Origin of the sequence: Leucobacter chromiireducens (assembly GCF_051993095.1) — a bacterium.
GTDB lineage: Bacteria > Actinomycetota > Actinomycetes > Actinomycetales > Microbacteriaceae > Leucobacter > Leucobacter chromiireducens.
This window is the reverse complement of record NZ_CP197024.1, coordinates 2185875-2200916: the sequence shown is the minus strand read 5'-3', so window position 1 is coordinate 2200916 and position 15042 is coordinate 2185875. Positions and strand designations below refer to the sequence as shown.

The following is a 15042-nucleotide window of genomic DNA, read 5'->3' as shown; positions in this document are numbered from 1 at the left end:
GCACGCTCTGTCAGAGTACCGATCCGTTCCCTCATTCACCACTGCACGTCAGGAAACGACCACATGACCATCGACAGCGCCGTCACCACCCACCTCCGCCTCGAGGGCAGAGCGCGGCTCCTCGTTCCCACGTTCCTCGCCGTCGAACTCTTCGCCGGACTCATCCAGGGCTGGATCATGCCGCTGCTCGGTGAGATCGCCCGTTTCCACGGGGTGCCAGCTGGCTCGATCAGCCTCTACTTCATGATCACGATGCTCACCTCGGCGATGTGTGTCCCGTTCTTCTCGATGCTCGCCGACCGCTACGGGAAGCGCGCCCTGCTCGTCATCGCGATCGCGCTCACCGCAGTCGGCAGCGCGATGATCGCCTTCGCGCCCTCGTTCGCATTCGTGCTGATCGGGGCCGCGGTGCAGGGACCGGTCGCCGCGTTCCTGCCCATCGAGATGGGAATCCTGAAGGAGCAGCGCCCCGCACAGGCGAACCGCATCGTGAGCGCCCTTGTGGGCACGCTGACGCTCGGCATCGCGCTCGGGAGCCTCTTGAGCGGCGCAATCATGGACGCAACGGGAGACCTTGCACTCACGCAGGCGATCCCCGCGATCCCACTCTTCCTGCTCGCCGCCGCCGTGCATTTCTGCCTGCCGCGCGACACCGGCAACCGCGAGAACACCGTCGACTGGCTCGGCGCGATTCTCTTCAGCGGCTCGCTCGGCGCACTCATGTACGGGCTCACCGCGGGCACCGAGCTCGGCTGGCTGCACCCCGCAACGCTCGCCGCGCTCATCGGCGGCGTGATCGGCGCGATCATCTTTGTCCTCGTGGAGTCCCGGGTGGCGTCGCCCCTGCTCGACTTCACCGTGCTGCGGCGCGTCAAGCTCGGCATCCCCATGATCCTCGGCTTCCTCATCGCCCTCACCGCGTTCGGCATGTCGACGCCCACGACGCTCTACCTCACCGCCCACCCGGGTGAGGTCGGCTACGGCACCGGCATGAGCACGGGGAACGCTGGCCTCATCGTCTCGCTCGTGTTCCTGTGCTCGAGCCTCGGCGCATTCGTCGCCCCACTCGCCGTCCGCGCGCTCGGCACCTCCCGCGCCGTTGCCGCGGCCGCATTCGTTTCGGCTGCGGCCCTCCTCCTCATGCTCACGGCCCCGGCATCGCCCGTGATCGTCACTCTGCTCCTCGCGCTGAACTCGTTCGCCTCATGGGTGGCGCTCGGCATCCTGCCCGGCGTGATCGTCGCGCGCGCCCCGCTCAACGTCGCGACCACCCTGTCAGGCCTCTACAACTGCCTGCGCTCGCTCGGCGGCTCGGTTGCGGGGGCGCTGGTTGCGGCGATCATGGCGACACTCGTGCTCGCCGAACAGAACGCGGACGGGGTGGCTGTGCCCGCGCTGAGCTCGTTCCAGGTGACGTGGGCGGTGTTCGCGGGCTGCCTGCTCCTCTCCGCCGCGCTCGCGCTCTTCCTCAGCCGCCGCCAGTCGGACCGCACCGAGGCCGTGATGACCGCGCCCGCAGAGCCGCTCGTCACGCCCTAGCGTTCGCGCAGCAGACCCCACTCCACCCGCGGGCCGGCGGCCGCCCCGTCGCCGGCCCGCCCACACCAGAAGGCAGCACCATGACCACCGCTTCATCCACCCAGCAGCGCGCAGAGCAAACAATCCGCCAGGCAAGCGACGCGCTCCTCGAACTCAGCCACGCGATCGGGGCGGACCCGGAACCCGGGTTCCAGGAGCACCGCGCGGCGGCGCGAGTCGCTGCCGCACTCGCCGAGGTCGGGTTCGATGTGCAGCTCGGCGCCTACGAGCTGCCCACCGCCATCCGCGCAAGCTACGGCACGGGCGAGGTGACGATCGCGGTGGTGGGCGAGTACGATGCCCTGCCCGGGGTGGGGCACGCCTGCGGCCACAACATCATCGCCGCGGCGGGTGTGGGGGCCGCGCTCGGCCTGCGCGAGGTCGCGGACGAGCTCCGCTGCCGCATCGTGTTCCTCGGCACCCCCGCGGAGGAGAACGGCGGCGGCAAAGTCATCATGCTCGAGCGGGGCGCCTGGGACGACGCGACGTTCTCCCTCATGGTGCACGCGGCCGGCGCAGGCCAGATCCGCACCGCGGGCGGCAGCAGCCAGGCGCTCGACTACTGCGAGGTCACGTTCCACGGCAAGCCCGCGCACGCCGCCTTCGCCCCGCAGGAGGGCATCAACGCGGGCAGCGCCGTGACACTCACTGAGGTGGGAATCGGGCTCCTCCGCCAGCACATGCCGAGCGATGTGGTCATCTCCTCGATCGCCACGACGGGCTCTGCGGTGAACGTCATTCCCGAGACCGCGACGATGCAGCTCGAAATCCGCGGCAACACCGCCGAGTCGTGGGACACCGCGAAGTCCCGGGTGCGCCAGGTCGTCGAGGGCGCTGCGCTCGCCGCAGGCTGCTCCGTCGATATCGCAGTGCCGACGCCGGGCTACGCGCCACTCCTGCAGGATCCCGATCTGTCGGAGTTCTTCGACGGCGCGCTCGCGGAGCTTCGCGGCGAGGACGCGACCGCGTGGGGCCCCGGGATGACGCTCGGCTCGACCGACATGGGTGACGTGTCGCGCTACCTGCCCGCGATCCACCCGATGATCGCGCTCGACGGCACCACCGCGACGCCGCACCAGCACGAGTTCGCGGCCGCAGTGGTATCGCCCGCGGGCGATGCTGCGGTGCTCAACGGTGCGATCGCGCTCGCGCGCACCGCGATCGCTGCGGTGGAGGATACCGAGGTGCGGGATCGGCTGCTCTCCGCGCAGCGCGACCGCGCGCCCCACCCGCGCGGCCACTGGGCCGATGCGCCGCTGCCCGTGTAGGGGGATGGCGCACACCGGAAGGTGCTCGCGGCTAGCCCGCGAGCACCTTCATGATGCGCTGCGCAGACACGGCCTCCGCGGTGCGCAACTGCTGCGCGAAGAGACTGACGCGCAGCTCCTCGATCAGCCAGCGCGCACGCACGAGGTGTTCCGGGGCATCCTCGGGGAGTGGGATCTTGCCGCCCGCCTGCGTGAACGCGCCGCGCACACGGTCCACCTCGTTCTGCCAGGCGCGATCCCGCCCCGGGTTTTCCGTGAGCGCGCGCATGCGCTGCTGGATGGCCTCGAGGTACACCGGAAGCCGCTCGAGCCGGTCGAGCCCCGTGTGCGACACGAAGCCGATCGTGTTCGTCGCCCACACGAGGCCATCGATCTGCTGCGCAGCATCGGCAACCTGACCGAGCACCTGGATCGACTTTGCCTGATCGATGGCCTTGCGCGCGAGCCTCGCACCGTCGAGCACGCGCGCCGTGAGTGCGATCGCCGCGTAGATGTCATCGATGAGCGTGCGCGCGTAGTCGTTCGCGAGCGACTCGAAGATCTCCGCGCGCCACACGAGACCGTCGGGAGCGTGCCGGCGAATCACCCGGTCGGCTGCGGCGAGCGACACATCGGCGATGGCCTGGTCGAGCGAGCGGTAGGGCCCCGCACCCAGCAGCAGCTTCTCGTGGTTCGACAGGTGCGAGCGAATATAGCTGGCGGGCGAGGGCGAGCTGAGCGCGAGTAGCCGGCGGATGCCGCGTCGCGAGAGCCTCGCCTGCTCGGCCTCGTCGGCGACGAGCACCAGATCGACGCTCGTGCGCCGATCCACGATCGCGGGGTAGGCGCGCACCACGCCAGCTCCGCCCGCGCGGCCCTTCGCGTACGCGGTGTCGACGTGGCGGGGGAGGTCCCCGAACTCCCACGCCGTTGCACCGGTCTTTTCGAGTTCACTCTTCGGGAGCGCGGCCGCGGCGACCTTCGCGACGCCCTGCGTGGCGCGGTCCTTGTGCGCCGCCTGCAGCTCTGCGAGATCCTTCCCTGAGCCGATCGTGCGGCCGCGGGCATCGATCACGCGGAACGTGGGGGTGAGGTGCGCAGGCAGGCGCGATGGGTCGAAATCGGCGGCTGAGACGGGCACGCTCGTGCGGCGGCGAATTTCGGTCGCGAGGAGCGCGGTGAGCTGCGGTGCCTCCCCGCCCGCGGGCACGGGCGCGTCGAGCTGGGGGGCCACGGTAGCGAGCAGGGTGCGCGCCCAGTCTGCCGCGGGCACCACGTGCTTGCGGATCGCCTTCGGGAGCGTCTTGATCAGCGCGGTGACGAGTTCGTGCCGGAGACCCGGAACCAGTTTCTCGAAGTCCGTTCCGTCGAGCCGGGGGAGGAGTGGCAGCGGCACGTTGACCGTCACCCCGTCATCCTCAGCCGTGGGGTCGAATCGGTAGCGCAGTTTCAGCGACTGGTCACCGTGCTGCCACTGGCGCGGATACTCGGCCTCATCGACCTCCTCGGCCTCATCCTCGATGAGATCGGTGCGGCTGAGGTGCAGGAAGTTCGGCTCGTGTCGACGCTTCTCCTTCCACCACCCCTCGAAATCCCGGGTGGAGGCGATGTCTGCAGGGATGCGCGCGTCGTAGAACTCGAACACGGCCTCGTCGTCGCCCACGATGTCGCGGCGGCGCGTGCGCTCCTCCAATTGCTCAAGTTCGCGGCGCAGCTGCCGGTTGGCGCGGTCGAAGGCCTGCGGTGAATCCCACTCGCCCTCGACGAGTGCATGCCTGATGAAGAGTTCTCGCGCGTGCGGTGCGTCGAAGCGCGACAGCTGCACGCGGCGCCGGTCCACGATCGGCACCCCGTAGAGCGTCACCCGCTCGTAGGCGACCGCCGCGCCCTGCTTCTTCTCCCAGTGGGGCTCGGACAGCTGCCGCTTCGCGAGCGGGCCAGCGAGCTCCTCGGCCCAGGCCGGATCCACCACCGCGTTCGAGCGCGCGAACAGCCGCGACGTCTCGACGAGCTCGACGCTCATCACCACCTCGGGCGGACGCTTCGACAGCACCGAACCCGGATACAGCACGAAGCGCGTGCCGCGGGAGCCCACGTACTCCTGTGCGGGCTTTCGCTTCACCGCGCCTGCGACGCCGCGGCCCTGCGGCACGGCGCGATCCTGTCGATCGTCGCGCACCCCGAGCTGCGAGAGCAGACCAGCGAGCACGGCGCGGTGGATCGCCTCGCTCGAGCCGCCCGTGACGCTTTGCGCGGCAGCGTCGGCATCGCTGCGCTTCACCCCGGCGATGCGCGCGATCTGCCGGTACAGATCCATCCACTCACGCACGCGCAGGAAGTTCAGGTACTCCGCCTTGCACATGCGGCGGAAGGCGCTCGACGAGCGCTCCCGCTGCTCCTTCTGCAGGTAGTTCCATAGGTTCAGCAGGGTCATCAGATCGCCCTGCGGATCAGTGAAGCGCGCGTGCAACTCATCCGCCCGCCCGCGTTCCGCCTGCGGGCGCTCGCGCACATCCTGAATCGTGAGCCCGGCGACAATGGCGAGCACCTCGGCGACCACGTCGTGACGCCGCGCCTCAACCACCATGCGCGCAAAGCGCGGTTCGATCGGCAGCCGCGCAAGCTCGCGCCCCACCTTCGTGATGCGGTGGGTGGCGCCAGAACGCTTCCCCTTCGCGCCGCGGCCGCGCTCGCCGCCGGTGTTCGCGGTGACCGCGCCGAGCTCAGTGAGGAGCCCCAAGCCATCGGCGATCCCGCGCTGGTCTGGGGGAGTGAGGAAGGGGAACCGGGCGATGTCCCCGAGTCCCAGTGAGAGCATCTGCAGGATCACCGAGGCGAGGCCGGTGCGCCGGATCTCGGGCTCCGTGAACTCGGGGCGACTCGCGAAGTCCTCTTCGCTGTAGAGCCGGATCGCGATGCCCGGGCTCGTACGGCCGGAGCGGCCGGATCGCTGGTTCGCGCTCGCCTGAGAGACCGCCTCGATGGGCAGGCGCTGCACCTTGCTCCGCGCGCTGTACCGCGAGATGCGCGCGGTGCCCGCGTCGACGACGTAGCGAATCCCGGGCACGGTGAGCGAGGTCTCGGCCACATTCGTTGCGAGCACGATGCGGCGGGCACCCGCGTGTGCGCCACTCGGCCGCTCGAACACGCGGTGCTGCTCGGCGGCGCTCAGCCGGCCGTACAGCGGCAGGATCTCGGTGCGTGCGGCGCGGCCAGACGCGCGCACGCGCCCGCCAAGCGCATCAGCGGCGTCGCGGATCTCTGCCTCTCCGGAGAGGAAGACGAGCACGTCGCCCGGCGCCTCCTTCGCGAGTTCGTCGACCGCATCGCCAATGGCGTCGAACAGATCGCGTTCAATCGTGCGGACCTTCGGAGCCCCGCCCTTCGGGTCGGGGACTTCGATTTGCTCGACGAGCGGGCGGTAGCGCAGCTCAACGGGGTAGGTGCGTCCCGACACCTCGATGATGGGGGCGGGCTGCTTCGTGCGCACGTCAGCGAAGTGCTTCGCAAACGATTCGGGATCAATCGTTGCTGAGGTGATGATCACCTTGAGGTCGGGTCTGCGCGGCAGCAGCGTCTGCAGGTAGCCGAGCAGAAAGTCGATGTTCAGGCTGCGCTCGTGCGCCTCATCAATGATGATCGTGTCGTAGGCAGAGAGATCTCGATCCCGATGGATCGCATTCAGCAGGATGCCGTCGGTCATGAGGCGGATCCGCGTGTCCGCTGAGACCTTATCCGTGAAGCGCACCTGGTAGCCGACGAGCCCGCCGAGCTCGGAACCGAGCTCCTCCGCGATGCGCTCAGCAATGGTGCGCGCGGCGATGCGGCGCGGCTGCGTGTGCGCGATCCGTTCACGGCCGAGCGCGAGCGCGATCTTGGGGAGCTGCGTGGTCTTACCGGAGCCCGTTTCGCCCGCGACAATGACCACCTGATGATCGCGGATCGCAGCCTCGATCTCGTCGCGCATTTGCGAGACCGGCAGATCCTCGGGGAAGTCGATGCGAAGCGCAGGAAGTGTCATGATCACACCATTATTTCAGGCCCAGCTTGCGGGTGGCTCCCCGGGCGTAGACTGCCGCATGTACGCATCACCGGATGGGAGATTTGATGACGACCGCACTGCCGATTCCGACCATTGAGCTGAACGACGGAAGCCAGATCCCGCAGGTGGGTCTTGGGGTGTTCCTTGTCGAGCCGGGCGAGACTGAACGAGTGGTTTCCGAAGCGCTCGAGGTGGGGTACCGCCACATCGACACCGCCGCGATCTACGGGAACGAGGCGGAGGTGGGTGCCGCAATCGCGAAGAGCGGGATCCCGCGCGACGAGCTCTACGTCACGACGAAGCTGTGGAACGACCGTCAGACCGATGCCCGCGCGGCACTCGAGGAGAGCCTCGAGAAGCTCGGTCTCGACAGCGTTGACCTCTACCTCGTGCACTGGCCGGTGCCGAGCCAGGACACATATGTGACCGCGTGGGAGCAGGTGCTCGACCTCCGCGAGGCGGGGCTCACCACTTCCGCTGGCGTCTCCAACCACGAGGTGGAGCACCTCACGCGCATCATCGAGGCAACCGGCGAGTTCCCCGCCGTGAACCAGATCGAGCTGCACCCCGAGCATCAGCGGCAGGAACTCACCGCGTTCTGCCGCGGCAACGGCATCGCGCTCGAGGCTTGGGGGCCGCTCGCGCAGGGCAAGAGTGACCTGCTGACGCAGCCGCGCCTGGTCGAGATCGCCGAGGCGCACGGCAAGTCCGTCGCGCAGGTGGTGCTCCGCTGGCACGTTGAGAACGGCACGATCATCTTCCCGAAGACGAGCCGCCGCGAGCGCATGGTCGAGAATGCCGCGCTGTTCGACTTCGAACTGACGGAGACCGAGCATGCGATCGTCACCGCGCTGGAGCACGGCCGTAACTACGGCCCCGACCCCCGCGAGTTCGGAAACAAGTGATGGCGGGCGGGGAGGCGCGTCGGCCGATCACCGTCACGGTGACGGGCGCCGGCGGGCAGATCGGCTACGCCGCGCTGTTCCGGATTGCCTCGGGTGCGATGCTCGGACCCGAGCAGCCCGTGGCGCTTCGCTTGCTTGAGATTCCGCAGGGGGTGCAGGCCGCTGAGGGCGCCGCGCTTGAGCTGGTCGACGGTGCTTTCCCGCTGCTCACCTCGGTCGACATCGCAACCGATGCCGCGGCGGGCTTTGCGGGCACGAACATCGCCCTGCTCGTGGGTTCGCGTCCGCGTACCGCTGGGATGGAGCGCGCGGATCTGCTGGCCGCAAACGGCGCGATTTTTGGGCCGCAGGGCCGCGCGATCAACGATCACGCGGCAGACGATGTGCGCGTGCTCGTGGTCGGTAATCCCGCGAACACGAACGCGCTCATCGCGCAGCGCAACGCGCCCGATGTGCCCGCGGAGCGCTTCACCGCGCTCACCCGGCTCGACCACAACCGCGCGGTGGGGTTGCTCGCCGAGCGCGCAGACGCGGCGGTGGCTGATGTCGCGGGTGTGACGATCTGGGGGAATCACTCGACCACGCAGTATCCAGACCTCAGTCACGCCACGGTCGCTGGGCGCCCCGCGCTTGACGCGGTCGGGGCTGAGTGGGGCCGCGGCGCCTACATTGAGCGGGTAGCCAACCGCGGCGCTGAGATCATCGAGGTGCGCGGCGGCTCGTCGGTTGCGTCGGCCGCGAACGCCGCGATCGATCATGTGCGCGACTGGGTGCTGGGCACCGACGCCTCGCCTGCATCTGGCGGGACGACGGGAGCCTGGACCTCCGCGGCACTGCCGTCGACCGGGCACTACGGCATCCCGGAAGGAATTATCGCTTCTGTTCCCGTGCGCTCCGCGGGGGACGCGGGCGGTGAGCCCGCGCGCTGGGAGGTCGTCGACGGCCTGGAGATCGACGCGTTCTCACGCGCGCGGATCGACGCCTCAGTCGCGGAGCTGGTCGCCGAACGCGATCAGGTGGAGGCGCTGGGACTGATCCCCAGCGAATAGCTCCGAACAGGATCGTGCGGGCGAGCCTATTCGCCCGCACGATCCACCGTTCTGCCCCCGCGAGGGGCTGCCGTTCCGAGAAAAGCCGCCTCTGGGCCACCGTCTCGTACTTCCTGGCCTCGCGCGCGCCCTAGGATAGAAGTATGTCCAAGGTTCTTTCTTCTCTTCCCGTGGGCGAGCGCGTCGGCATCGCCTTCTCCGGTGGTCTCGACACGTCGTGCGCGGTCGCGTGGATGCGCGAAAAGGGCGCGGTGCCCTGCACCTACACCGCTGATATCGGTCAGTACGACGAGCCCGACATTGACGGCGTTGCCGGTCGTGCGAAGGAGTACGGCGCCGAGATCGCCCGTCACGTCGACGCAAAGCGACCCCTTGTTGAGGAGGGCTTCGTTGCACTGCAGACCGGCGCATTCAACGTGCGCTCGGGCGGCAAGACGTACTTCAACACCACGCCGCTCGGCCGTGCCGTCACCGGCACGCTGCTCGTTCGCGCGATGAAGGAAGACGGCGTCGATATCTGGGGCGACGGCTCCACCTACAAGGGCAACGACATCGAGCGCTTCTACCGCTACGGCCTCATGGCCAACCCGGCGCTGCGCATCTACAAGCCGTGGCTCGACGCTGACTTCGTCACCGAGCTCGGCGGCCGTCACGAGATGAGCGAGTGGCTCGTTGAGCACGGCTACCCGTACCGCGACTCGACCGAGAAGGCGTACTCGACCGACGCGAACATCTGGGGCGCGACGCACGAGGCGAAGACGCTCGAGTTCCTGAACGCTGGCCTTGACGTGGTGGAGCCCATCATGGGTGTCGCCGCATGGCGTGACGACGTTGAGGTTGCCACCGAGGAGGTGTCGGTGCGCTTCGAGGCGGGCCGCCCCGTCGCGATCAACGGTGTCGAGTACTCCGACCCCGTCGCGCTCGTGTTCGAGGCAAACGCCATTGGTGGTCGCCACGGTCTCGGCGTCTCCGACCAGATCGAGAACCGCATCATCGAGGCGAAGTCGCGTGGCATCTACGAGGCTCCCGGCATGGCGCTGCTCCACATCACGTACGAGCGGCTCGTCAACGCCATCCACAACGAGGACACCCTCGCGAGCTACCACACCGATGGTCGCCGCCTCGGTCGCCTGATGTACGAGGGCCGCTGGCTCGACCCGCAGGCGCTCATGCTGCGCGAGTCGCTGCAGCGCTGGGTCGGTTCCGCGGTTACGGGTGAGGTCACCCTGCGCCTGCGTCGCGGTGACGACTACACCATCCTCAACACTGAGGGCCCGAACCTCAGCTACCACCCCGAGAAGCTCTCCATGGAGCGCACCGTGGGTGCAGCGTTCGGCCCCGAGGACCGGATCGGCCAGCTCACCATGCGCAACCTCGACATCGCCGACTCGCGTCAGCGCCTCGAGCAGTACGCGCAGATGGGCATGGTTGGCGGCGCGGTTGCTGACCTCGTGGGCGAGCTCGAGAAGGGCGGCGCTGCCGAGATCGCGGACGCCGTGACCGGCATCAGCGAGGAGGGCGACGTGCTCGGCCTCTCCGCCGCGTTCGACGCCGGCACCGACTAAGCACCCCGGCCCGGAATTCGGGCCGACCTGGGCATCGAAGCGCCCCCGCACTATTCTTGGTGCGGGGGCGCTTCGCTGTGTGCAGCGCGCCCATGCCCGCGACACCGAGATTTGAGAGCCGTGACCCCCATGACTACGTTGAGCGCGTTGACTGAATTGGCCGTCGTCCCTGCGGCCGTCATGTCCGAGACACCGAGCCCGAACCCGCTGCTGCCGACGGGGTACGACATCGCGTTCTCGGCTATCGCGGTGGTGTTCCTCAGCCTCGCGGTGTGGGCGCTCGTGCTGCTCGTGAAGCGGCAGGACGAGGTGTCGCTCACGGAGTTCTTCCTATGGATTGCCGTGATCCTGATGTTCCCGTTCTTTGGTGCCGGCGTGTACCTGCTCGCGCGCGGACGCCGGCGTCGCGAGGCCCCGGCGCAGCCGGCCGAGCCCGCGCTCGCCGAGCCCACCACTTCCGCGCAAGGGTAGCTTCGCTGCGCGCGGGTAGGGCACACCGTGAAGTTCCCTGCCCCCGTCCAGGGAAGCCAACCGTGTCGCCGCGCTGATCACGCTGTGGGGCCGGTAGCGCCGTAGAGCTGTCGTTGAGCAGCCGTGGAAACGCAGCAGGTCCCGGCACTCCGAGGGAGTACCGGGACCTGCTGCGTGCAGCGCGGGGCTGCGAGTCTCGCGCGCTGAAGGCTAGGAGGCGCGGCGTGCGCGAGCAGCGCGGCGCTTCAGCGCGCGACGCTCATCCTCGCTCAGGCCACCCCACACGCCGGAATCCTGGCCGGTGTCCATGGCGTACTGGAGGCACATCTCGGTGACGGTGCAGCGGGCGCAGACCGACTTGGCGCGCTCGATCTGCTCAACTGCCGGGCCAGTGTTTCCGACCGGGAAGAAAAGCTCGGGGTCCACTGTGAGGCACGCGGCCTGTTCACGCCAATCCATGATGATCTCCTTATGTGCAACGCTGGGCGCACGAATTCGAAAGAGACCGGATAGCCTAGAATTCGCGCCACCGTAACCTGAATACGTGGCTGAGAATGCTCACGTCGGTGTGCGCGAAACTCGACGGAATATATAGTTCCACGGAAATGAATGCAAATCAATAGTCAATTTGCAATCACTGAGAAAGAGAGCCGAAATGAACGCGACACCCGCTGATCACCTCCCGACACGGGCCGGGTGGGTCGCGCTCCGAATTGTGCTGCTGCTCGAGGTGGTGGGTGGCGCCTGGCTGCTCTGGAACGTCGTCGTTGGGTTCTTTGCGTCGGCGGGAGAACCGCTCGGCAGCCGGCTCAGCCTGCTTCTCGCGGTCGTGATCTGGTGGGTGTGGATCGCGGCGACCGCGTGGGGCGCGTGGAAGCACCGCGCGAGCTGGGTGCGCGGCTCTGCCATCACCATTCATGTGCTGTTGTTCGCAGCGGCGACGGGCATCCTCCAGGGGCTGCTCGGACCGCAGACGGTGCTCGGCCTCGAATTGCTGGTGCTTGCGCTCGCCGGATTCGTTGCCGCGGTGCTCGCAAAGCCAGACGCCCCCGCTGAGCCGCAGGGCTAGCGAGGGCGTCACGCCGGCGGGAGCGCCGCGGTTAGGCCGCGGTGATCCCGAGCAGCTTGAGCACACGGGCGACGTGCCCGGTTGCCTTGATGTTGTAGAGCGCGTGCTCGATGCGTCCCTGCTCGTCGATGACGAAGGTGGAGCGAATCACACCCTCGATGATGCGGCCGTAGCTGTTCTTCTCCCCGTATGCGCCGTACGCGCGGTGCACGCTCGTGTCGGGGTCGCTGAGCAGCGGGTACTCGAGGCCATCGCGATCCGCGAAGCGACGCTGGCGCTCGACCTCGTCGCGTGACAGGCCGAGCACCCGGTAGCCGGCCGAGGCGAGCGGGGCAACGGACTCCTGGAACTCGCACGCCTCCTTCGTGCACGCGGGGGTCATCGCCTGCGGATACACGAAGAGCACGACCTTCTCGCCGCGGTAGTCGGCGAGGGAGCGGGTCACCCCATCTTGGTCGGGGAGTGCGAAGTCGGGTGCGGGCTGGCCGGGCTCGAGGATCACGCGTTCAGTCATGTCCCCAGCCTAGCGAGCTACTTCAGGAGGCGGCGGAGTGACTCCACGCGCAGCGCACCGAGCTCGTCGAGACGGCCGTCGGCGATTGCCGCGTCGAGCTCGCAGTCGGGGGCGTCCTCCTGGTGCGTGCAGCCGCGCGGGCAGCGCTCGATGAGCTCCGCGAGATCAGTGAAGCCTCGCAGAATGCCGTCGCTCGTCACGTGCCCGAGCCCGAACGAGCGCACACCCGGGGTGTCGATGACCCAGCCGGTCTCGCCCCCCGCTGCGCCCGGAGTCGCCGCACGCAGCGCCACCGACGACGACGAGGTATGCCGACCGCGCCCCGTGACCTCGTTGACGTGACCGGTCGCGCGCTCTGCCTCCGGCACGAGCGCGTTGATGAGGGTTGACTTGCCGACCCCCGAGTGGCCCACGAAGACGGTGGTCTTCCCGGCAAGCTCCGCGCGAATCTCGGCGAGTGGCTCAGCGCCGCGAGCGGAGCGGAAGACGGGAACCTCCAGCGCGGCGAAGTGCGCGAGAAACGGATCGGGATCCGCGAGGTCCACCTTCGTGATGCACAGGAGCGGCTGAATCCCCGCATCGTAGGCAGCGACGAGGTAGCGATCCACGAGACGCACACGCGGTTCTGGGTTCGCGGCGGCGATGACGATGAGCATCTGGTCGGCGTTCGCGACCATGACCCGCTCAACGGTGTCGCTGTCGTCTGCGCTTCTGCGGAGGAGGGTGCGGCGCTCGTCCAGGCCGACGATGCGCGCAAGGCTGCCCTCGTCCCCACTCGTGTCACCGACAAGTTGCGCGCGATCGCCGATGACGATCGGGGTGCGGCGGAGCTCACGCGCCCGCGCGGCCACGATCTCGCGCTCGCGCGGGTCTTCGGGGTCGGCGCCCGCGGGCACGAGCACCGCGTAGCGACCGCGGTCCACGCCCGTCACCATGCCGACGATCGCGTCGTCATGGTCGGGTCGACGCTTGGTGCGCGGCCGATTCGCTTTCGGATTTGGGCGTTCACGCACACGGTGGTCTGCGTACTCGCCGTACGGCACATCCTCGTCGTCGTCAGGGAGCAACCAGCTCACGTCTATAGCCCCTCGAGGAAGGAGCGCGCGGCGCGGCCGAGCCCACCGAGGAGTGGACTCGCGGCCTGCACTCCCTCGACACCCATCACCGCGACCGCGTCGATCATCTCGCCCTCGGTGGCGGCGCCGATGCCGAGCATGCGCTGCCAGAGTTCCGGGAATTCGGGCAGCGTCTTGCTCGTGCACGCAATGTCTTCGACCTCGACACCCGGAACACGGAGCCCGATCAGCGCGCCCGTCGTCGCCATGCGGTGGTCGGCGTAGCTCTGCCAGACGCCACCGTGCAGCGCGGCGGGGGAGACCCGAATGCCATCGGGCAGCTCTTCGGCGTCGCCGCCGAGCCCACGGATTTCCGCAACGAGCGCCGCAATGCGGTCGGTCTCATGATGCCGGATGTGCCCGATGCCCGTGATCTCGCTCGCGACACCGTCGGTGCCGTCGCTGCCGTGTGCGGCGAGCGCGGCAAGACCGATCAGCGTAGGGGCGAGCTCGCCGGCCTCGGGAATGTCGAGGTGCACGCCGCGCAGCACGCCGTCGCCGTGCGCCGTCACCGCACCATCGGCGGCGACCGTGATCTCCGCACCGAACGCGGGGAGCAGCGTGCGGAGCTGGTCGCCCACCTGCGTGGTCGAAGCAGGCCAATCCGAGATGGTCACGCGGCCACCCGTGACGAGCGCGGCCGCGAGGAACGGCGCGGCGTTCGAGAGGTCTGGTTCAATCGTCGTGTCAAGCGCGCCGATCGGTCCGGGCGCCACTCGCCACTCGCCGGGAGCTGGGGACGAGGCGTCGACGCCGCGTGCTCGAAGCGCGGCGAGGGTCATCTCGATGTGCGGCACGCTCGGCAGCCGCTCACCCGTGTGCACCACGTGCACACCCTCGGTGAAACGAGGGCCCGCGAGGAGCAGCGCGGAGACGAACTGGCTGGAGAGTGAGGAGTCGATCTCCATCCGGCCGCCGCGCAGCGCGCCTGCGCCGTGCACGGTGAAGGGCAGCGCACCGCGCCCCTCGTCGGCAACGTCCGCGCCCAGCGCGCGCAGCGCGTCAAGCAGTGGCCGCATGGGACGCTTGCGCGCGTACGGATCGCCGTCGAACGCGACGGGGCCGAGCGCGAGCGCAGCGAGCGGGGGAACGAACCGCATCACGGTGCCGGCGAGGCCGCACTCGATGCTCGTCGAGCCGGTCAACTCGGGCGCGGGAACCACTCGGAAGTCTGCACCGAAGGGGTTCTTGCTCGGCAGCTCTGTGATCTCGGTGCCGAGCGCGCGAAGCGCCTCGACCATCAGCGCGGAGTCGCGGGAATGCAGCGGCGCGCGCAGCGTGCCGGGACCGTCCGCGAGCGCTGCGAGAATCAGCTCGCGCCCGGTGAGCGACTTCGAGCCGGGCAGCGCGAAGTGCGCGTTCAGCGCGTTCGTGCCGTGCGGGGCGGGCCAGTGCGGGATTGTCTCCGGCAGGGCATCGCCGGAGCGCGCCTCATCGCCGTCCTTGCCCGGGTTCATCTTTCCTATCAGCATCCCCACCGAGTCTAC

12 protein-coding genes are annotated in these 15042 nt (G+C 68.9%); 7 read left to right on the top strand and 5 right to left on the bottom strand.

What is annotated here, in order from left to right; translation table 11 throughout:
• Positions 1 to 63 precede the first annotated feature (63 nt).
• Together ACR81A_RS09840 and ACR81A_RS09835 are read left to right on the top strand one after the other, a co-directional pair.
• The gene (locus ACR81A_RS09840; protein ID WP_440311707.1) at positions 64 to 1539 is read left to right on the top strand and encodes an MFS transporter; all 1476 of its coding nucleotides are present in this window, start codon (positions 64 to 66) and stop codon (positions 1537 to 1539) included.
• 80 nt (positions 1540 to 1619) lie between these two features.
• Entirely contained in the window at positions 1620 to 2846 is a 1227-nt protein-coding gene (locus ACR81A_RS09835; protein ID WP_440311706.1) for a M20 family metallopeptidase, read from the top strand.
• Between the two features lie 31 nt (positions 2847 to 2877).
• Here the strand turns inward: ACR81A_RS09835 and hrpA are convergent, their stop codons facing one another.
• Positions 2878 to 6846, bottom strand: coding sequence for an ATP-dependent RNA helicase HrpA (hrpA, locus tag ACR81A_RS09830; RefSeq protein ID WP_440311705.1), 3969 nt, complete (start codon positions 6844 to 6846; stop codon positions 2878 to 2880).
• Positions 6847 to 6932: 86 nt separating this feature from the next.
• Here hrpA and ACR81A_RS09825 point away from each other — a divergent pair, with 86 nt between their 5' ends.
• From ACR81A_RS09825 to ACR81A_RS09810, 4 genes are all read left to right on the top strand, one after another.
• A complete protein-coding gene (locus tag ACR81A_RS09825) occupies positions 6933 to 7772 on the top strand; it encodes an aldo/keto reductase (protein ID WP_202381277.1) in 840 nt (279 codons plus the stop codon).
• Positions 7772 to 8821: a malate dehydrogenase gene (locus ACR81A_RS09820; protein ID WP_202381278.1), complete on the top strand. Its 1050-nt coding sequence runs from the start codon at positions 7772 to 7774 to the stop codon at positions 8819 to 8821. The genes ACR81A_RS09825 and ACR81A_RS09820 overlap by 1 nt, the downstream gene beginning before the upstream one ends.
• Positions 8822 to 8964: 143 nt before the next feature.
• On the top strand, positions 8965 to 10386 hold the full coding sequence (gene argG / locus ACR81A_RS09815) for an argininosuccinate synthase (protein WP_202381279.1): 1422 nt from the start codon (positions 8965 to 8967) through the stop codon (positions 10384 to 10386).
• A gap of 129 nt (positions 10387 to 10515) precedes the next feature.
• Positions 10516 to 10857, top strand: a complete 342-nt coding sequence (locus ACR81A_RS09810; protein ID WP_440313145.1) for a PLD nuclease N-terminal domain-containing protein — start codon at positions 10516 to 10518, stop codon at positions 10855 to 10857.
• 210 nt (positions 10858 to 11067) lie between these two features.
• On the opposite strand, the gene ACR81A_RS09805 is transcribed toward ACR81A_RS09810, so the two are convergent.
• Positions 11068 to 11316, bottom strand: coding sequence for a WhiB family transcriptional regulator (locus ACR81A_RS09805; protein WP_010156721.1), 249 nt, complete (start codon positions 11314 to 11316; stop codon positions 11068 to 11070).
• 196 nt (positions 11317 to 11512) lie between these two features.
• Between ACR81A_RS09805 and ACR81A_RS09800 the strand changes: the two genes are divergently transcribed.
• Positions 11513 to 11926 carry a hypothetical protein gene (locus ACR81A_RS09800; protein ID WP_202381281.1) on the top strand — a complete coding sequence of 138 codons (414 nt, stop codon included), beginning with the start codon at positions 11513 to 11515 and terminating at the stop codon, positions 11924 to 11926.
• A gap of 31 nt (positions 11927 to 11957) precedes the next feature.
• On the opposite strand, the gene bcp is transcribed toward ACR81A_RS09800, so the two are convergent.
• The 3 genes from bcp to aroA are packed head-to-tail and all read right to left on the bottom strand — an operon-like array spanning position 11958 to position 15027.
• Positions 11958 to 12440, bottom strand: coding sequence for a thioredoxin-dependent thiol peroxidase (bcp, locus tag ACR81A_RS09795; RefSeq protein ID WP_440311704.1), 483 nt, complete (start codon positions 12438 to 12440; stop codon positions 11958 to 11960).
• Between the two features lie 17 nt (positions 12441 to 12457).
• Positions 12458 to 13516 carry a ribosome small subunit-dependent GTPase A gene (gene rsgA / locus ACR81A_RS09790; protein WP_202381283.1) on the bottom strand — a complete coding sequence of 353 codons (1059 nt, stop codon included), beginning with the start codon at positions 13514 to 13516 and terminating at the stop codon, positions 12458 to 12460.
• A gap of 2 nt (positions 13517 to 13518) precedes the next feature.
• Positions 13519 to 15027 (bottom strand): 3-phosphoshikimate 1-carboxyvinyltransferase, encoded by a 1509-nt coding sequence (gene aroA, locus ACR81A_RS09785; protein ID WP_440311703.1) that lies wholly within the window; start codon positions 15025 to 15027, stop codon positions 13519 to 13521.
• Positions 15028 to 15042: the final 15 nt, after the last annotated feature.